This is a genomic window from Paenibacillus sp. MDMC362, assembly GCF_003269305.1.
Classification (GTDB): Bacteria; Bacillota; Bacilli; order Paenibacillales; family Paenibacillaceae; genus Paenibacillus_AQ.
Map to the genome: position 1 here is coordinate 49,632 of NZ_QLYT01000045.1, position 18,683 is coordinate 68,314.

Genomic DNA, 18,683 nt, shown 5'->3' on the forward strand with positions numbered 1-18,683 from the left:
TATACTGCACACTTTTAAAAAGCGGGAGAGCAGCTCTCCCGCTTTTTCTTATTCTCCTAAGCATCCACTTTATACTTGCTCAGTTTTTTATCCAGAACAGCGTACAGGTTCAAGATAACCCGGTAGTTCGCTCCGAGATCCCCTAAGGAACCGCGGGACGCCGAATACATATCCACTGCGCTACGAACCGGACTGATGCCGAGCACGGATACGGTAATGTCCAGTGTACGTCCAAACGAGGTTCTTTTCTCGAGCGTGATTTCTCCCACGGATTTAACCTCATGCAGAACTTTGTAACCCGGAATTTTTTTCAGTGTCGAGGAAACCTCTTCAAAACACTTTTCTTTTGAAAGATTGTAATAACGCGTCTTCAGCTTGGGATCTTTAGCACGGTCGCTTGTGCCGTCATAGCTGCGCACGATACCAATTAGAACTCGTTTTAATGACAAAGACCGTTCCTCCTTTATAAATGACCGTTCCTTTACTCTAGTTTAACATTGTTTATGCTTTCAGCAAACCTTTATATATAGCAAAAAGGCACCTCTTTCACTTCGAATTACAAATGAAAGAGGTGCCCATTCATTGACTTAACGAAACCCGCCTATGCCGTCCGGTAAACATTGTCTTCGAACCTGCATTAGCAGGTGGGTGACCGCAGAACCGCTTATGAATTCCCCTTGTCATATAGACAGGGCATTTCAGCCACGATTACGTATAGATCTCCCTAGACATCGTCATTGGTTCAAAACAACGGAAAACCGAAACGAACATCGCAGGATGTAGTCTTATTATAGGGGGTTTTGCCGGAAAAGTAAACCTCGCGTTATTAAGGTTTCGATCCGTTCTCTCCCTTTTTGGCAGATTCCATGCTTTCCAGAAGAGCTTGTTCGGTTTCGGACTCCTCTTCCTCCGCTTTCTTCATCTTCTCCTGCTGTTCCTGCATTTTGGTGAAGGTGGCATAGAAATTAAAGAATGCGAACAATGCCATCAGGCAGAACAGGAAGAACACGAACAGCACCGGCATCTGCGTGCCGATATACGCCAAGACAGCGCTTCCGATCAACGTCGAAAATACGCGGAACGGACGAATCAATGTCAGCAGCACCGCATTTTTCAACAGCTGCGTCGTCTTCATCTCATAATGAACGGTCATCGAGAAGAAATTAAACAGGGAGACAAACAGCACGATAAGCAGCACGAGCATCACAATGCCGACAAGCTGGAAACCGTCTAGCTGCGTCATATAAACCGTGTAATCCACGTACATAATCACGAACAGCAGCGTATAAAAAATGCCGCCGATCATGCTCTGCTTGTAATTTTCCTTATAACCCTTAAAGAACGTTTTAAATACGGACACGTCCGGATTGCCCATTACCCATTTGCGTACAACGGTAAATAAAGCCGCCGTAGCCGGAAACAAAACAAACGGTGATAATATTCCCAGAACCCAGTTCGACAGCAGCTGCTCATTATGCGCATCCGGTGTCTGAACGGCCATCAGGAATTTGGTTAGAACGATAAACAGGAAAGGCGATGTACAAATAACCCACAAGATGTTCGAAAAAGCAATACGGGTAATCCACTCGGTGAGCTTGTATAAGCCACCCATGGCTCCTTTCATTTCCAAATCCGTTTCCTCCTCACTCAAATCATGCATGTATCTATTAATATACCTTATTTTGTACATGCATTGCCAGAGCCTAATTTAGACGACCTGGGCGTTTATCCAATCCAGTGACCCTGTTTCTCCATACGATATCACGTAATCCGTTCAACAAGCTTGAATTTCCAAATTTAAAGAGGAGGGATTATGTATGTCTTGTGAAGGCGGCGGTTACGGTTACGGAAGTAATGTTGGTATTGTTCTGGTTCTGTTCATTCTCCTTGTCATTATTCTCAGCACATTCTACATCTAATGTCTCTTTGAATCATGATGAAGTCAAACAGACCAGCTAGGTATTGCTCTAAAACTGCGAGTTTAAAGGGGATGCACCCTGGGTGCATCTTCTTTAAACATGAATAAAAGACGAAGCGCGGCTCCACCTGGCGTGGGCAGTTGCTTCGTCTTTTATGTTTGGTTTCTTCAGTCAGAAGAAATTACTTGTATATATTATTCGTCTCCGCTCCGGTTAGGACGACGCTCGCCGCCGCTGTAGGAACGAGGTTTACGGTCACCGCTATTGTTGCGGTCACGGTTGTAGCCACCGCCCTCGCGGTTGCCATAACTGCTGCCGCCTCCATCACGGTTGTATCCGCCTTTGGAGTAGCCGCCACGGTTACCACCACCACCGCTGCCGCTGCCGCCATCACGGCGATATCCGCCGCCGCTGCTGCGGCCGCCATAGCCACCGCTTGGCTTGCGACCATTACGGATGTCCGGCTTCCGGCGTTTTGCACGGATCGGATCTTCAGGCGTCAGATGAATATCGGATGCTTCCTTCTTGTCGCCTGTCAGGATTTTCATTGCAGCTGCCAGCAGCTGTACGGAATCGTACTGCTCCAGCAATTGAATCGCAAGGCCTTTGTATTCGGTCAATTCACCCTGCTCAATGATTTCAAGCACTCGCTCAGCGATGATACGTTGTTTGCCTTCAATCGCTTCGGCAATCGTTGGCAACGGCTTGCGTGGAATACGGTGACGAGTCACACGCTCGATGAAATACAAATGATCCATCTCACGCGGTGTCACGAAGGACCAAGCCGTACCTTCCTTACCCGCACGGCCTGTACGTCCGATACGGTGTACATAACTTTCCGGATCTTGCGGCAAGTCAAAGTTTACAACATGGGTAACGCCGGATACGTCGAGACCGCGTGCTGCCACATCGGTTGCCACGAGGACATCGATGCTTCCGTCACGGAATTTACGCATAACGGTATCGCGCTGGTGCTGGGACAGGTCGCCATGAAGACCATCTGCCGAGTATCCGCGTTTTTGCAATGCTTCTGCCAATTCGTCAACACGGCGCTTGGTACGTCCAAAGACGATCGCAAGCTCAGGTGACTCCATATCCAGAAGGCGGCTCAATGCTTCGAATTTTTGACGTTCAGGAACTTCGATATATGCTTGATCGATCAGAGGTGCACTAACGTGCTTAGGAATAACGGATACATGCTCAGGTTCCTTAAGGAACTGGGATGCCAGCTTCTGAATGTTAGCCGGCATAGTTGCGGAGAACAGCAAGGTTTGACGTTCTTCAGGAACAAGCTTCAGGATCGACTGGATGTCTTCCATGAAGCCCATGTCCAGCATTTCATCCGCTTCATCCAATACAACGGTTTGGACATCGTCAAGTCGGATGGTTTTTCTGTTGATGTGGTCAAGTAGTCGACCTGGTGTGCCGATAATAATTTGAGGCTTCTTTTTCAAAGCGCGGATCTGACGCCCGATATCCTGTCCGCCATAAATAGCCAAGGAACGGATTCCTTTAAAACGGGACAGTTTACCGATTTCTTCAGCAACCTGGATGGCAAGTTCACGGGTCGGTGTCATAATCAGAGCGACGATACGCTCCTCTTCCTTGGCGATTTTGTGGATAAGAGGAAGGCCGAATGCTGCTGTCTTACCAGTACCTGTCTGTGCTTGTCCAATCATATCCTTGCCGGTAAGAGCAATCGGGATGGACTGGGATTGGATCGGTGTGGCTTCCTCAAAGCCAAGTTCAGTAATTGCTTGCAGCACGCGCGGCTCCAAGCCAAAATCTGCGAAATTTTTCAATAGGTTCATACTCCTTCTATCTGTGGACTTCCACTTTCTTCTCTGTATTCTTAAGTAGTGGTAACGTTTATAGGCTTTCCCGGCCAGCAGGATTTTCTGCACGAGGTGAACCGGTATATTTCTCTTATCACCAGTATGATGACTGGTTAATGTATAATCATCCTGATAAGCTTGCAAAGTTATCAATGTAACGGACTACTCAAGAATATCCAATACATTATATCACAAAACATTTCTGGAATACCAGCAAGCTTAAAGAAGTCATAATAACCGGGAGGTGATTCCTATGTTGAAGCGTCTATGGACCTATTTCTCGATCGTGTTCGGCGGCATCATTATCGCCGGCGGATTTAATTTGTTTCTGATTCCCCATCATCTGCTCAGCGGAGGCGTTTCCGGCGTGGCCCTAATTATCGGCTACTTCACGCCGCTTAATATCAGCGTCATGTATTTTGTGCTCAATATCCCGATTCTTATCACCGGTTGGTTCAAGCTCGGCAAAAGGTTCGTCGGTCTCAGCGTCCTCTCGGTTATTGTGACTACCCTGTTCCTTGAGCTCATTCCGGTTACACCGGTTGCGACTGACATGCTGCTGTCCTCGGTGTTCGGCGGGGTGCTTGTCGGATTCGGCACCGGCCTCTCCTTTCGGGTTGGCGGTTCCACCGGGGGCTTTGATATTATCGGCTCCCTCGTCACGAAATATCGGGACTTCCCCGTTGGAAGTGTACTCGTGACGCTGAACGCCATCGTCATTATGGCGGTTGCTTATTTGGAGGACGACTGGAATCTGGCCCTTGCCTCCATGGCCTCCATCTATATTGCCGGAAAAATGGTCGATATGCTCCACGTCAGTCATATCAAGGTTACCGTCTTTATTGTAACGAACCAGACGGAAGCCCTGCTGGAGAAGCTGCTTAAGCGCCCCCGCGGCATAACCAAGATCAAAACCGAGGGAGCCTTCAGTCATAAAGAAAAGGATATGCTTATGACCGTCACGACGCGATATGAGCTGGCTGAGCTAAAACAAATTATTACAGAGACAGATCCCCAGGCCTTTGTTAATATCGTGGAAACCACGGCTGTCATGGGGCAATTCCGCAAGAACTAAATATTTACCACCTGTCAGGGTGAGGTAAATATGTGGTATAATATTTGTGCGCGGTTCCTACAATATTCATGAGATCTGTTTCCCGGGCATCGCTTTGGCCCAATTTTAATTGTTTTTCCGTTTTACAAAAGAACGTCCTGCCTAACCAATTTGGAAGGAAAGGGTGATTTTTATGGAAATGGAAACGGTAAAATTGTCACAAATCGTCATGAAGTGGTTCCCGGAAATGTTATCGTTCTTTAGGCAGAACGAACTGAATTCCATGATCGTTCTTAGGGACGGGCTGAGTATCTTGGAGCAGGAGGACGCTCTTGAAATCATTCAGTTCAGCATTTGCGAGCATCAGAACCAAACGCCGCTTCATTAATTTTTATGCAACACGTGAATATCGCACGACAAGTGCCGTTATTCTCCGGTAAATTTCACCGGTGAGTAACGGCATTTTTTTATGGATAAATGTAAATTCTATAAGCACGTCAATTCCCGCCAGCAGTAAGAGCTGCATGTAAACGCTATCCGCCTTCTTACAGGTATTATATTCCGATGCTAGTCACTCCCCTTGTTCACACGTTATTCACGGCCACCTGCCGCATTTGTCGATATTTAGCGTTTAAAACGCCCTTGACCCGTTTAATGAACTAAGTACGCTCACCCGCCGTTTCCAATTTATTGTCGATTGTAACAATCCTGTTCTTTTTAAAGGTATTCGTTCCTTTATAATCATGATGTGAATGTACACAAGGGAGAGAGTAATTATGAATATCATCTTGGCTTTATTCATCTTGGCGTCCGCGGGCTTCGGCGGTTCCAGTCCGCAAGATAACAATCTTACCGCCAAACTTCAGGCATCGTTAAATACCGCCGTGATTCAGGGCATGCACCAAAAGAACAATCAAGGTCAGGGCCAATCCGGCATCAAGCCAAACACGACGGAAATCGATCCGCAGATTGACGCTCCTAAAGTCAAAGGCATTTATGTAACGGCTTATAGCGCAGGCGGCTCCAGAATGAATCAGCTCGTGGATCTTATGGACAAGACCGATCTCAATGCCATGGTCATTGACATCAAGGACGATGAAGGATACATAACGTACAAAACCGATAATCCGAAGCTGAAGGAACTCGGTAAATCCCAGCCTTTTATCAAAGACATCAAACAGCTGATGAAGCGGCTGGAGAAACACGATATTTATCCGATCGCCCGAGTGGTCGTGTTCAAGGATACTATACTTGCCAAGAAAAACCCGGAGCTTTCCTTCCGTAAAGGAGACGGCAGCGTGTGGACCAATGGCGGGGGCGACAGCTTCGTTAACCCGTACAGCAAAGAGGTATGGGATTACAACATCGAGATCGCCAAGGAAGCAGCCAAGCTCGGGTTCAAGGAAATCCAGTTTGATTACGTCCGTTTTCCGGAGGGCTTTGAAAAACGCGCCGATTCCCTGAAGTATACCAAAACGGATCAATCGCGCGTGGACGTGGTATCCGATTTCGTGCAGTATGCCCGTGAAGAACTCTCGCCGCTTGGGATACGGGTATCCGTTGACATCTTCGGGTATGCCGCTTCGGTACCCGCGGCAGAAGGGATCGGCCAAGACTTCGTCAAAATTTCCAAAAACGTCGATATCATCAGTCCGATGGTATATCCAAGCCATTACACGGCAGGCTGGTTCGGCTCCCCCGTTCCCGACAAGGCTCCTTACCAGACCATCAAGGGATCCATGGAAGATACCCACAAGAAACTCGAAGAGCTGGGAGAACAGAAGCCGATCATCCGGCCATGGATTCAGGACTTTACCGCAAGCTGGCTCGGAAGCGGCAATTATGCCAAGTACGGCAAAAAGGAAATCGAAGAACAGATTCGCGCCCTCAAAGATACAAACGTCGATGAATATTTACTCTGGAATGCTTCCAATCGGTATACCGAAGGCGTCACTCATAAATAATTCAATTATCCTTTCGCAAAGGGTCGGCCATCGCCGGCCCTTTCTGCATTCAAGTAGTTCGGTGAACTCTCTTGACAGCAGATGCTATGATGATGGGTAGGCTGGTTTGTCCCTCAATCCTCGAAATTGATGCACCCCATTCAACGGTTGGTTGAGTTTTGGGTCGACGCTCAATAAGCCAGTTATTGTCCCCAATCATAGCAGAACCCTACAATATGGGGGCAGGGTCCGAAAAACTTCAATAAGAAAGGCACATCACACATGCAACCGACCACGACAACACGGGGAAAGCTGAAGCAATTTGCAATCATTCTTATCCCTATCTTAATTACGCAGCTTGCCTTATCGGCCATTACTTTTTTCGACACCAACATGTCCGGAAAATTCAGCTCGGTCGACCTGGCAGGCGTAGCGATCGCGACAAGCATCTGGATCCCGGTCCAAACCGGCCTTAGCGGAATTCTGATGGGGATCACCCCCATCGTTTCCCAGCTCGTTGGCGGGCGACAGGAACAGAAAGTCGCTTACCAAGTGAACCAGGCGCTCTGGCTGTCCATCTTACTTGCCATCATCGTCCTTGCGATCGGGTATGCCGTTGTACCGAGCATTCTCGGAGCCATGAGCCTGGAGCCGGAAGTTCGGCGGATTGCCTCCCAATTCCTGGCCGCCATCTCGGTCGGCATCATTCCGCTGTTCGCTTATACCGTACTCCGCAGCTTTATTGATGCGCTGGGACAAACTAAAATTTCCATGGTGATCACGCTGATTACCCTGCCGGTGAACGTAGGCCTGAATGCGCTGTTCATTTATGGATTCTGGAGCTTTCCGAGAATGGGGGGCGTGGGTGCCGGTATCGCTTCCGCGATTACGTACTGGACCGTGCTCATCATTGCCATCGTGGTCATCCATAACCATCACCCTTTCTCTTCATTCGGCATCTTCAGGCAGCTTCAGGGAGTTTCATTGAGCGCATGGAAAAGCTTATTAAAAATCGGCGTGCCGATCGGGTTCTCCATCTTTCTTGAGACCGCCGTCTTCGCTGCGGTGACGCTGCTTATGAGCAGCTTTGATACGGCAACGATTGCCGCTCACCAAGCCGCCCTGAATTTCGCTACGACACTGTACATGCTGCCATTAAGCATATGCATGAGTCTGACCATCCTTGTAGGCTTCGAGGCCGGCTCGGGACGAATGAAGGATGCCTGGAAGTACGCGAAACTCGGCATCAGCACAGCTGTTATCCTCTCGCTGATCACGGCTGTCATCCTGTTTATGGCAGGCCGGCAGGTTGCCGGACTATATTCCAACGAGCCTGCCGTCGTGGCGCTGATCCAGCAGTTTCTGCTGTTCGCGATCTTCTTCCAGATCTCGGACGCGATCGCCACGCCTACCCAAGGAGCGCTGCGGGGATATAAAGACGTTAATGTCGCCTTCATGCTCGCTTTTCTGTCGTTTTGGGTGATTGGTCTGCCCGTAGGTTATGTGCTCGCCAACTACACCGATTGGCAAGCCTTCGGCTACTGGATCGGGTTAATCACGGGCCTTGCCGTCGGCGCTGCCCTGATGCTCATGCGTCTGGTCAAAGTTCAACGCAAGTTCGCACGCCAGGTACATGCTCCATCCCGATCCGCATCCTAACGTCAGTCGACGTACCTCTCAGAGAAGGCAGACCGTATTCTGCGGGAGCTTTACTTGCGAAATATGGCTGGCAAGCCTCTGAAGTTTCTGATTTCTTACCGCTACAAAAAGACCGTCTCCATGCAGAATGCGTTCTGCAATGAGAGACGGTCTTTTTGCTTCTCGTCAGAAATTAGGACGTGTCTTAATTTTATTGGGACAACCGCAATGCCAAATCGTAAAGCTCACGGTTAAATTCTTTCTTCGTGTTAACGACCTTGTCAATATCCGTGAGGACCAGCTCGCCCTTGATGATGCCGCATCCTTTATCGGATTGGCCGTCAATCAGACTGCGAACCGCAAAATCGCCAAGACGGCTTGCCAGGTTGCGGTCAAACGGAGTCGGAGCTCCACCGCGCTGGATATGTCCGAGCACCGTTACCCGTGCGTCGATCGAGGCATGGCACTCTTTAAGATCACATACGATGTCCTCACCGCGTCCGACACCTTCCGCTACGATGATGATGCTGTGACGCTTGCCTTTTGCGAAATTCTCGCGCAAACGGGTTGCCACTTCATCAAGGTTGTACTCCACTTCCGGCACCAGAATAGTCTCCGCGCCTGAAGCAAGGCCCGCATGGAGAGCAATGTCGCCGCAGTGGCGTCCCATAACCTCTACAACGGACGAGCGCGCATGGGAAGACATCGTGTCGCGCAATTTATTAACGGCGTCTACAACAACGCTCACGGCTGTATCAAAGCCGATTGTATAGTCCGTATAGGAAATATCGTTATCAATCGTGCCCGGAAGGCCCATGGTTTTGATTCCGAGTTTGCTGAGCTTGTTCGCCCCGTGGTAAGAGCCGTCCCCTCCGATAACGACCAAACCGTCGATGCCGTGCTGATTCAGAATGTCGGCACCCTTCTGCTGTCCTTCCGCCGTCTTGAACTCTTCACAGCGGGCGGAACGAAGGATCGTGCCTCCGCGCTGGATAATGTCCCCTACACTGCGAAGATCCATTTTGACGATGTCGTTCTCCAGAAGTCCTTGGTAACCACGCTGAATTCCATATACTTCAAGACCATAATACAGACCGCTGCGCACAACGGCGCGAAGCGCCGCGTTCATCCCTTGCGAATCGCCACCACTTGTAAGAACTGCAATTTTTTTAACCTCTGCCATGTTTCTTTTCCTCCTTCAATGTCACTCATGCTTATGCTTGCGAATCCATCGGCTGTTGACGTAGAAAAAGATCCGGGTCATCGGACTCTTCTTCATCAAACGCTTGGATACAGAGCGAACCAGTTGCTGCTCGCTGACTTTTGGATCGGATAAATATAACGCCAGTAACCCCTCAATGATCATACGATGAAAAGGGGTCGAGGGAATTGTTCTGACATCCTTCCGGGCCCACTCAACAATGGAAGCTATCCGGTTCAGCATCGTATCGGCATCTTCGTAATAATTACAAAAGTTCAGATCGCCGCCCAGCCTGTCTTCGTCTTGATCAATAAGATAATCCAGCATAATGTGGAGACTGCATACATTCGGAAAATAAGACGCATGGATGGACGATGCATCCTCGTCATCCAGAAACGGATCGGTTGCAGCCAAGAATAGCATGAACACGCCCAAGGTCGATCCCGTTGCTGCCGCGAACTCGTTCCACCGCAGATGCGGTGTCCGGTGGGCATGCTGGGACCACCATTCCAGCAATGCCGCTTCCCTCTTATCCGGATGGATGTGCTTGTATACCTGCAAATCGGTATACAGCCCAGCCAAATCCCTTATGTAGGGCTTTGCCGCTTCATATCCTGATAATTGACCGATGCAATCCCGGCATTTCTGCACAAGACGGAGAAGGTAGCCTCCATCCTCCCTTTCGGTCCGGAGGGCGTAATAATCGGCCGGCTCGGTCTCAGGCGAAACGGCATCCAGCATCGACTGATGGAGCTGTCTGAAATCCGCTGGGTCCAGCGAAGTACTACGGTCACATAAATTATCGAGATAATCGCTAATTGTCTGGTAAGCTACAATCAATGGAATGAGAATATGCTTCTCCGGCAGATTGGCTGCGGCATACACCGCGCCGCCCTGGCAGTGAAATCTTTTGGTATCTATACTGGCCAGTGCCTGCTTTCGTAGCTCCTCATCCGGAATTTGCTCAGCCTCCCGGCGCCACTTCTCCAATTCGATCCGCACTTCCGGGAGTATGAATTTGTACACCCGGCTCATCAGCCCGACCGGACTGCGCGGAACCTTACGGCTTAGCTCTTGATTATTCAATGAACTCTGCCTCCACATGGTTGTCTTTTTATACCTATCCAAATCAAACTTATTATAATATGATCGTTGATTTTGCACAAATAACACAAATCATTGACGCCTATGTCAGTAAACGCGTCTTATAATCCATCTATCTCCATTCTGCGATTTGTTATATACTAGTCGGAGCTGAATAACAGACCATGAACCTCACGAATAACGTTATCTACGCCGGGTTCGTGAAAAGAACGGAGATCCCCAGCATGAAACTTCCCGCTACGCCCAGACCGGATCAGAACTGGCTGCGCGCCTTTATGTTTACGATATTTGGCACGACAGCCCTTGTCATATCCTATTTTCCGCTATATTTCAAAGAAATCGGCTTCAGCAGCGCGCAGATCGGTTATTTGTACGCCATCGGCCCGCTTATATCCATGTTTTCCAACATGATTTGGAGTTACACCAGTGACAAATACCGGACCATCAAACGCATCATGAATATTCTCATTATCGGTCAGCTTGTCACGATGCTTGTTTTATGGCAGGTTGCAAGCTTCGGCGTAGTATTGATTACGATCAGTTTATTTTATTTTTTCTACTATCCGGTCTATCCCCTGGCGGATACGATGGCCATCCAAACGGCACAGAGGTACGGACGCAGCTTTACCGTTATTCGCGTATTCGGCTCACTCGGCTACGCGTTCTTCGCGCTTGCCATTGGATATGCCATCAGTGCCGCGGGTGCGTCGGCCACATTGGCTATCGGCATCGGCATCGGCGTATTCACGCTGCTCTGCTCGTTTCTTCTCCGCGACGGAGTTGCTGCCAAGTCGGAGCCTGTCGAGCTGGGAGCCCTTCTCAAAATATTGCGCTCAAAAGAAATATTGTGGTTCTTCGGCTGCACTTTCTGTCTTGCCATCGCCCACCGTATGAATGAAGCCTTTCTTACGCTTACCTTATCCGATCTTGGAGCGGGCGAAGGACTCATCGGCTGGTCCTTGATGGTCTCGGCTGCCAGCGAGATCCCGATTTTCTTCCTGCTGAGCAAGTATGGCGACAAGATGAAGGAGCTGCCGCTGCTGACTTTTGCAAGCCTGATGTTCGCGCTCCGTTTCCTGCTCATGGCCCTTGCGGCTGATCCGTTGTCCGTGCTTGCGGTTCAATCGCTTCACAGCATTACCTTCGGCGTGTTCTATGTAACCGCCGTGCGCTATATTACAAGGATCATTCCTTGGCAGTACCGCGCGACCGGCATGGCTCTATTCATTATCTTCTGGTCAAGCGTTTCAGGACTTCTCAGCGGAGCCTTCGGCGGCCAGCTGTTCGAAGCGGCGGGAAGACCGGCCTTCTACCAGCTCGCAGCCCTCCTGGCCTTTGTCGCCGGCCTCGGTTTTCTTTACCGGCACCTTTTTGCCAAGCCGGAGGATGTGGATGTCGGCGGAATCAGCGCTTGACCCATCGGAATACAAAAAAGCACAGTTCTCTAAACCGAGAACTGTGCTTCATGCCTTGGTAATTCTATAAGATCTCCGTATTGGGAGCTAACTTACAGTTTTGTTACGTTGGCTGCTTGAGGACCACGGTTACCTTCAGTGATGTCGAACTCAACCGCTTGACCTTCTTCCAAACTCTTGAAGCCTTCTTCTTGAATTGCGGAGAAGTGTACGAATACATCCTCGCCACCTTCAACGGAAATGAAGCCGTAACCTTTTTCTGCGTTAAACCATTTAACTGTACCTTTCAAATGAACAACCTCCTAAAAATACCGCCATCTATGGCGAATATCCATATTATATCCCATGTTTTCTGACAATGCAATCCGTCAATTCGCCCTAAGGGGCTTTTTTTGAGCCACTATTTAACAGAAGAATATTTGCTTTTACGCCCGCCTGTGCGTTATCATTTACCCAAAAGCCTAAGTAGCAAACGGAGAATGCATATGATCAAAAAACATGAAATATACAAAAAAGACAAGTGGAACATGATGACGGTTGAAGTTCAGGGCCGGTACATCGTTCTCCGCGAAATTTCTGACCAGTGGGGTGAAGAGACTCATACCTTTCTGAGTCGTCCAGCCTTGATGCACTGGGCTCAAAACCGTTTTCCCAAAGCAGATTTTGAAGGCCGGGAAGATGAGTGGAGAGAAATGATGGCTGCTTTTAAGCAGGTGTAACGAATGGATTATACGAATATTGTCATCTTCATTATTCTCGCGTTCAGTCTCGGTGCCGTCATGATCATGTACCGGGATAAGATACCGCCGGGACTGAGGAAGGGGATGGCCCTGATTGCCGTCGCCTTCATCTTGTTTGCCTTTTACCTTATTGTATACAGTTTCTTGAATCTGGGTTCCTCGTAAATTTATAGGATTAAAGTGGCGGGTAGGCGGCATACTATCGCTCGGATGCTTCAATTCGAGGAGGTATGATGCCATGAGAGGCGCCAAGGTGCTCTGCATTACGATTGCAATCAGCCTGATCGCTCTATCGACTGCCCGCAACGAGGTCTTATCTGAAGGAACCCGGACTCCAACTAATCCATATCATTCAAGGAGGATTTCCATGGAACAATTGTTAAAACGCGCTGATGTCCCTAAAGAGCATCAATGGAAGCTTGAAGATTTATTCGCTGACCAGAAGGCATGGGATGCGAGCTATGCGGAGCTGAAGAATCTTCTGAAACGCACAGCCGATTATCAAGGCAAGTTAACCAACGCGGCTTCCATTAAGGAATGCTTCGAGCTTGAGGACGAAATCTCATATCATGCCGAACGTTTATACGTTTATGCTCACATGCATCATGATGAGGATACAGCAAACCCTACATATCAGGCATTATCTGCCAAAGCCAAAAAATTGAACGTCGAAGCCGGAGAAGCCCTCTCCTTCATCACACCGGAAATTCTGTCCTTGTCCGAAACGGAGCTTGACAAACTGATTGAGGACCCTACCCTCAAGGAATTCAAGTTTACGCTGTCCGAAATGAAACGGGAGAAGGCCCATGTTCTGTCCAAGACCGAAGAAGCGCTGCTGGCCCAAGTCGGCAACCTCTCCTCTGCGCCGCAGACCATTTTCGGCATGCTGAACAATGCGGATATGAAATTCCCGAAAATCAAAAACGAGGACGGCAAGGAAGTCGAGCTTACGCACGGCAACTATATCCAATTCCTGGAAAGTTCGAACCGCGAGGTTCGCGAGCGTGCTTTCAAAGCCGTGTACGAAACCTATGGCAAGCAGAAGAACACGATTGCGGCTACGCTGAATGCCAATGTAAACAAAAATATTTTCTATTCCCGCGTGCGCAAGTACGCTTCCGTTCTGGAAATGGCGCTCTACGGCGATAACATACCGAAGGAAGTCTACACCAACCTGATCGACACCATTCACGAAAGCCTGCCGCTCCTCCACCGCTACATGGAGCTCCGCAAAAAGCTGCTGGGCGTGGATGAGCTTCACATGTACGATTTGTTCGCACCGCTCGTAGAAGAGTATAAGTGGGATATCACTTACGAAGAAGCGAAGCAAATGACCAAGGAAGGCCTGACGCCGCTTGGCGAAGATTATCTGAGCAGCCTGCAGGCGGGATATGACAACGGCTGGATCGATGTATATGAGAACGAGAACAAACGGACTGGCGCATACAGCTGGGGCGCTTATGGCACCCACCCATATGTGCTTCTGAACCATAAAGATAACCTGAACAGCATGTTTACCCTTGCACATGAGATGGGTCATGCGCTTCACTCTTACTATTCCGACAACGCTCTGAAATACCGTGACGCCCAGTACACCATCTTCCTGGCTGAAGTGGCATCTACCACGAACGAAGCGTTGCTGATGGATTACCTGCTGAAAAACGCCAAGGATCCGAAGCAGAAAATGTACCTGCTCACCTACTATGCCGATCAATTCCGGACCACGGTATTCCGTCAAACGATGTTTGCCGAGTTCGAGAAGATTGTGCATGAACGCGCGGAGAGCGGCGAATCCCTGACTCCTCAGGATCTATCCGACATCTATTATGAGCTGAACGTGAAATATCACGGTAAAGGCATGCAGGTAGACAAGGAGATCGGGATGGAATGGGCCCGAATTCCTCATTTCTACAACAGCTTCTATGTATACAAATATGCGACCGGCTTCTCGGCTGCGACCAGCTTCTCCAAGCAAATCCTGGAGGAAGGCCAGCCTGCCGTTGACCGTTACCTCGGCTTCTTGAAGAGCGGCGGCAGCGATTACTCCATTAACATTCTCAAGAAGGCTGGCGTGGATATGTCCTCACCGGAGCCGATTCGTGAAGCGATGAGCGTGTTTGAAGACATCATCAGCCAAATGGAGCAATTGACCAAATAAGCAGCCGCTATGGCAGTATGAGCGTATCTCAATTGACCAGTGGAATAAAATCCCTTGCCCTTTACGGGCAAGGGATTTTATACTGTTTGGAGGAAGGAGGTGTTCCCCATGAAAATACAATGGTCGCTAATCGCAGCCTTATTGTTTGCCCTGATTACGGCTGCATTCGCCGTCATCAATGTCAATCCGGTCGCAGTGAATCTATTATTCGGCACAGTCAATGTACCGCTGATTCTGCTCATTATCGGGTGCTCGCTGATCGGGGGACTTATTGTCGGCACGTTCGGCATTTACCGTCAATATCAAATGCAGAAGGAGATCCGTTCGTTAGCCGAGCAACTTATACATATCCGTGAAGTTACGGGATACACCCCTGAAGTGCAAGCTGCTGAAGAGGAAAGCAAGAAAGAACAGAAGGACGCCCCCGCTGAATAGGGAAGGCTGTTCGATTGAACCAAGGAGGCTGAACAATTAGTGACGATACAACCGAATGAAACTTACGTGCTGAACCTGCTAAAAGAACTACTCGATACACCGAGCCCTACCGGATATACCCATGACATCATGAAGCGGATCGAACAGGAAGCCGCAGCGCTTGATGTCTCGCTCGAATGGAATGAAAAAGGCGGCGCCGTTCTGTCCGTTCCAGGACAAGACGGCAGCCGTACGGTCGGTCTGAGCGCCCATGTCGACACGCTTGGCGCAATGGTTCGTGCCGTGAAATCTGAGGGCACGCTCCGTCTTACCTCCGTTGGCGGATACATGATGAACAGCATTGAGAATGAATACTGCATCATCCATACCCGCAGCGGCAAGAAATATACGGGCACGATCCTGTCCACGCATCCTTCGGTTCACGTATATAGCGATGCACGCGATTTCAAGCGCCAGGAATCCCATATGGAGGTCCGGATCGATGAAATGGTGGAGTCGGCCGATGAGGTGAAGAAACTCGGCATCGGGGTGGGAGACTTTGTTTCCTTTGATGCCCGTGCGGTCATTACGCCAAGCGGTTACATCAAATCGCGCCATCTGGATGACAAAGCCAGCGTTGCTGCCCTCTTCGGCTTGCTCGAAAGCATGAAGCAAGGTAACTGGAAACCTAAACACAATGTAAAAATTCTCATCTCGAACTATGAAGAAGTGGGACATGGCGCAGCTTACATTCCTGCCGACATCAATGAGATGATTGCGGTCGATATGGGCTGCATCGGCGATGACCTGAGCTGCAAGGAAACCGATGTTTCCATCTGCGCGAAGGATTCATCCGGTCCCTATGACTATGACATGACCAGCCGTTTGATCCAGCTGGCCGAACGCGAAGGCATTGCGTATGCGGTGGATGTTTACCCTCATTACGGCTCTGACGCTTCTGCAGCGCTTTCCGCGGGCAGCAACATTAAGGCCGCGCTGATCGGTCCCGGCGTCCATGCATCCCATGCGATGGAAAGAACGCATAAACAAGCCGTTCTTAACACCGTAAAGCTGCTGGCGGCCTACGTTAGATGAATCCTTCATAAACTACGTCTGTCGATGTATTTTCACAGAAGATCATCAACGATCAGAGTATGTTGTTCTTACGATGATCTAAACGCTCTGCTTCGATGAAACCTTATAATAACAAAGGGGCGTCCCGCCAAGGCATTATGCCTGGGGACGCCCCTTTGTTATGGATCGCGTGAATCCTTACGATTTCTTGCTCTGTTCAATCTTCTCCGCGAGCTCGTTCAGATAGGTCCAGCGTTCCATCAGATGCTCCAGCTCACGCTCCGTTTCCTCCTGAGCCTTCATCAGCTCCTGAAGCCGAGCGGCGTCGCTGCCGGCGGTCTCCATCTCGGATTGAATCGAAGCCAGCTTGCTCTCAGTATCCTCGATAAGCCCGTCAATCTGCTCAAACTCCCGCTGTTCTTTGTAACTGAATTTCAAGCGCTCACGCGGCGCTTCTTTAGCTGGATTGCTGTCCGTGCCATCATTGCTTCCCGAAGCAGATTTGGCAATGGATGCTTCCGCCTTGCTCCCGGCAGCTTCACCGCCGTGACGCTGCATCCATTCCGCATACTCGCTGTAAGAGCCGACATGGACACGAATTCGACCGGCGCCTTCAAAGGCCATAATCTTATCCACCGTTCGATCCAGGAAAAAGCGATCATGGGATACCGCGATACAGACGCCTGGGAACTCATCCAAATACTGCTCCAGGACAGACAATGTCTGAATGTCCAAATCATTGGTCGGTTCATCGAGCAGCAGCACATTCGGTGCGCTCATCAACACCCGTAACAGATACAAGCGGCGCTTTTCGCCTCCGGACAGCTTCGAAATCGGCGTCCACTGCAGCGAGGGCGGGAACAGGAAGCGTTCCAGCATCTGAGCTGCGGTAATCGTCGAACCGTCCGCCGTGCGGACAACCTCGGCCTCATCCTTGATATATTCAATCACGCGCTGACTGCCGTCCATCTCCTGATGCTCCTGCGTGAAATAACCGAGCTTGACCGTCGGTCCGAGCACCACTTCTCCGCCATCGGGCTGAAGTCGCCCGGCTATCAGATTAAGCAGCGTGGATTTGCCGCTGCCGTTCGGGCCTACGATACCTATCCGATCCTCTGGAACGGCGATATAGGAAAATTCCTGTATTAGTATTTTGTCATCGGCTTTCTTCCGCAGACCTTCGATTTCCAGAATTTTGCGTCCCAGGCGAGTTGAAGCGACCGAGACATCCAGTTCACCGGAGCTGTGTACCGTTTCCTGATCCCTTAGATTCTCGAAGCGCTCAATTCTCGCCTTCTGCTTGGTCGTTCGGGCTTTGGCACCTCTGCGAATCCAAGCAAGCTCGCTCCGCAGCAAATTTTGGCGCTTTTGCTCGGAAGCGGCTTCACGCTCCTCGCGTTCTGCCTTCAGCTCCAGAAAACGGCTGTAGTTCGCCTCATATCGGAACAGCCGTCCGTGATCCAGCTCCAGCATAACATTGGCCACCCGGTCCAGAAAGTACCGGTCATGCGTAATCATGAGCAGCGCGCCGCGGCGCTTCTGCAAATACTGCTCCAGCCAGGCAACGGATTCATTGTCAATGTGGTTGGTCGGCTCGTCCAAAATGAGCAAGTCGGAAGGCTGAATCAAGGCGGCGGCTAATGCCACCCGCTTACGCTGGCCGCCCGACAGCGTCCCCATCTTCGCTTCATAATTCCGAATCCCCAGCTTGGACAGGATGGTTTTCGCATCGCTTTCAAGCTGCCATGCCTGCAGCGTATCCAGCGTCTGATTGAGCTTCAGCAGTTTCTGCTGGAGCTCCTCATGACTTGGATGCAGCTCCAGCAGCTCCATCGTTTCGGTGTATTCCCGCACTGCCTTCATCTCCGGAAGATCGCCCTCAAACACCTGCTGCAGGACGGTTTTGTCCGGATCAAATTCCGGATTCTGCGCCAGATAACGAACCCGGATGCGATTGCCCATCGATATTTTACCGGAGTCGGGTGGCTCCAGCCCCGCAATGACCCGCAGAAATGTGGATTTCCCCGTGCCATTCACGCCGATAATGCCGATTTTATCCTGATCCTCCATTCCGAAGGATGCATCTTGAAACAGAATTTTGTCTCCATAGCTTTTTGTTACCTGTTCGACGGTCAAAATATTCATTGTTATGATCCCTACTTACATCTATAGATTTCGTTGATCGTTT

General features: G+C 49.8%; 18 protein-coding genes and 1 other RNA gene. 11 read left to right on the top strand and 8 right to left on the bottom strand.

Annotated elements, in window-relative coordinates; all coding sequences use genetic code 11:
• Positions 1-56: 56 nt before the first annotated feature.
• The 3 genes from DP091_RS22375 to DP091_RS22385 form a co-directional block, all read right to left on the bottom strand.
• The gene (locus tag DP091_RS22375) at positions 57-449 is read right to left on the bottom strand and encodes a DUF1499 domain-containing protein (RefSeq protein ID WP_006211699.1); all 393 of its coding nucleotides are present in this window, start codon (positions 447-449) and stop codon (positions 57-59) included.
• A gap of 141 nt (positions 450-590) precedes the next feature.
• A non-coding RNA gene (gene ssrS / locus DP091_RS22380) (6S RNA) lies at positions 591-782 on the bottom strand.
• A 44-nt stretch (positions 783-826) separates the two neighbouring features.
• Complete coding sequence (locus tag DP091_RS22385; RefSeq protein ID WP_113060342.1) at positions 827-1,630, bottom strand: YesL family protein; 804 nt, start codon at positions 1,628-1,630, stop codon at positions 827-829.
• Positions 1,631-1,817: 187 nt separating this feature from the next.
• Here DP091_RS22385 and DP091_RS31635 point away from each other — a divergent pair, with 187 nt between their 5' ends.
• On the top strand, positions 1,818-1,919 hold the full coding sequence (locus DP091_RS31635; RefSeq protein ID WP_194543886.1) for a sporulation protein YjcZ: 102 nt from the start codon (positions 1,818-1,820) through the stop codon (positions 1,917-1,919).
• 194 nt (positions 1,920-2,113) lie between these two features.
• Here DP091_RS31635 and cshA read toward each other — a convergent pair whose 3' ends face one another.
• The gene (cshA, locus tag DP091_RS22390; protein WP_083397743.1) at positions 2,114-3,721 is read right to left on the bottom strand and encodes a degradosome RNA helicase CshA; all 1,608 of its coding nucleotides are present in this window, start codon (positions 3,719-3,721) and stop codon (positions 2,114-2,116) included.
• Between the two features lie 286 nt (positions 3,722-4,007).
• Between cshA and DP091_RS22395 the strand changes: the two genes are divergently transcribed.
• The 4 genes from DP091_RS22395 (at position 4,008) to DP091_RS22410 (ending at position 8,410) form a co-directional block, all read left to right on the top strand.
• A complete protein-coding gene (locus DP091_RS22395; protein ID WP_113060343.1) occupies positions 4,008-4,829 on the top strand; it encodes a YitT family protein in 822 nt (273 codons plus the stop codon).
• Positions 4,830-5,001: 172 nt separating this feature from the next.
• Complete coding sequence (locus tag DP091_RS22400) at positions 5,002-5,196, top strand: hypothetical protein (protein WP_071223110.1); 195 nt, start codon at positions 5,002-5,004, stop codon at positions 5,194-5,196.
• 388 nt (positions 5,197-5,584) lie between these two features.
• The gene (locus DP091_RS22405) at positions 5,585-6,772 is read left to right on the top strand and encodes a putative glycoside hydrolase (protein WP_113060344.1); all 1,188 of its coding nucleotides are present in this window, start codon (positions 5,585-5,587) and stop codon (positions 6,770-6,772) included.
• 261 nt (positions 6,773-7,033) lie between these two features.
• A complete protein-coding gene (locus DP091_RS22410) occupies positions 7,034-8,410 on the top strand; it encodes an MATE family efflux transporter (RefSeq protein WP_113060345.1) in 1,377 nt (458 codons plus the stop codon).
• Positions 8,411-8,600: 190 nt separating this feature from the next.
• Here the strand turns inward: DP091_RS22410 and pfkA are convergent, their stop codons facing one another.
• Together pfkA and DP091_RS22420 are read right to left on the bottom strand one after the other, a co-directional pair.
• Positions 8,601-9,572, bottom strand: a complete 972-nt coding sequence (gene pfkA, locus DP091_RS22415) for a 6-phosphofructokinase (RefSeq protein WP_113060346.1) — start codon at positions 9,570-9,572, stop codon at positions 8,601-8,603.
• A gap of 21 nt (positions 9,573-9,593) precedes the next feature.
• Positions 9,594-10,676, bottom strand: coding sequence for a tetraprenyl-beta-curcumene synthase family protein (locus tag DP091_RS22420; protein ID WP_071223113.1), 1,083 nt, complete (start codon positions 10,674-10,676; stop codon positions 9,594-9,596).
• Positions 10,677-10,918: 242 nt separating this feature from the next.
• Between DP091_RS22420 and DP091_RS22425 the strand changes: the two genes are divergently transcribed.
• Positions 10,919-12,109 (top strand): MFS transporter, encoded by a 1,191-nt coding sequence (locus tag DP091_RS22425; RefSeq protein WP_113060370.1) that lies wholly within the window; start codon positions 10,919-10,921, stop codon positions 12,107-12,109.
• 92 nt (positions 12,110-12,201) lie between these two features.
• Here DP091_RS22425 and DP091_RS22430 read toward each other — a convergent pair whose 3' ends face one another.
• Positions 12,202-12,399, bottom strand: a complete 198-nt coding sequence (locus DP091_RS22430; RefSeq protein WP_006211711.1) for a cold shock domain-containing protein — start codon at positions 12,397-12,399, stop codon at positions 12,202-12,204.
• A gap of 195 nt (positions 12,400-12,594) precedes the next feature.
• Here DP091_RS22430 and DP091_RS22435 point away from each other — a divergent pair, with 195 nt between their 5' ends.
• The 5 genes from DP091_RS22435 to DP091_RS22455 all read left to right on the top strand — a co-directional run bounded on the left by DP091_RS22435 (position 12,595) and on the right by DP091_RS22455 (position 16,516).
• A complete protein-coding gene (locus tag DP091_RS22435) occupies positions 12,595-12,828 on the top strand; it encodes a hypothetical protein (RefSeq protein WP_071223114.1) in 234 nt (77 codons plus the stop codon).
• Positions 12,829-12,831: 3 nt separating this feature from the next.
• A complete protein-coding gene (locus DP091_RS22440; protein WP_113060347.1) occupies positions 12,832-13,014 on the top strand; it encodes a hypothetical protein in 183 nt (60 codons plus the stop codon).
• A 202-nt stretch (positions 13,015-13,216) separates the two neighbouring features.
• The gene (gene pepF, locus DP091_RS22445) at positions 13,217-15,007 is read left to right on the top strand and encodes an oligoendopeptidase F (protein ID WP_113060348.1); all 1,791 of its coding nucleotides are present in this window, start codon (positions 13,217-13,219) and stop codon (positions 15,005-15,007) included.
• Between the two features lie 108 nt (positions 15,008-15,115).
• Positions 15,116-15,442 (top strand): LapA family protein, encoded by a 327-nt coding sequence (locus DP091_RS22450; RefSeq protein WP_113060349.1) that lies wholly within the window; start codon positions 15,116-15,118, stop codon positions 15,440-15,442.
• Between the two features lie 39 nt (positions 15,443-15,481).
• Positions 15,482-16,516, top strand: a complete 1,035-nt coding sequence (locus DP091_RS22455) for a M42 family metallopeptidase (RefSeq protein WP_113060350.1) — start codon at positions 15,482-15,484, stop codon at positions 16,514-16,516.
• Between the two features lie 177 nt (positions 16,517-16,693).
• Here the strand turns inward: DP091_RS22455 and taeA are convergent, their stop codons facing one another.
• The gene (gene taeA / locus DP091_RS22460) at positions 16,694-18,640 is read right to left on the bottom strand and encodes an ABC-F type ribosomal protection protein TaeA (RefSeq protein ID WP_113060351.1); all 1,947 of its coding nucleotides are present in this window, start codon (positions 18,638-18,640) and stop codon (positions 16,694-16,696) included.
• Positions 18,641-18,683 lie beyond the last annotated feature (43 nt).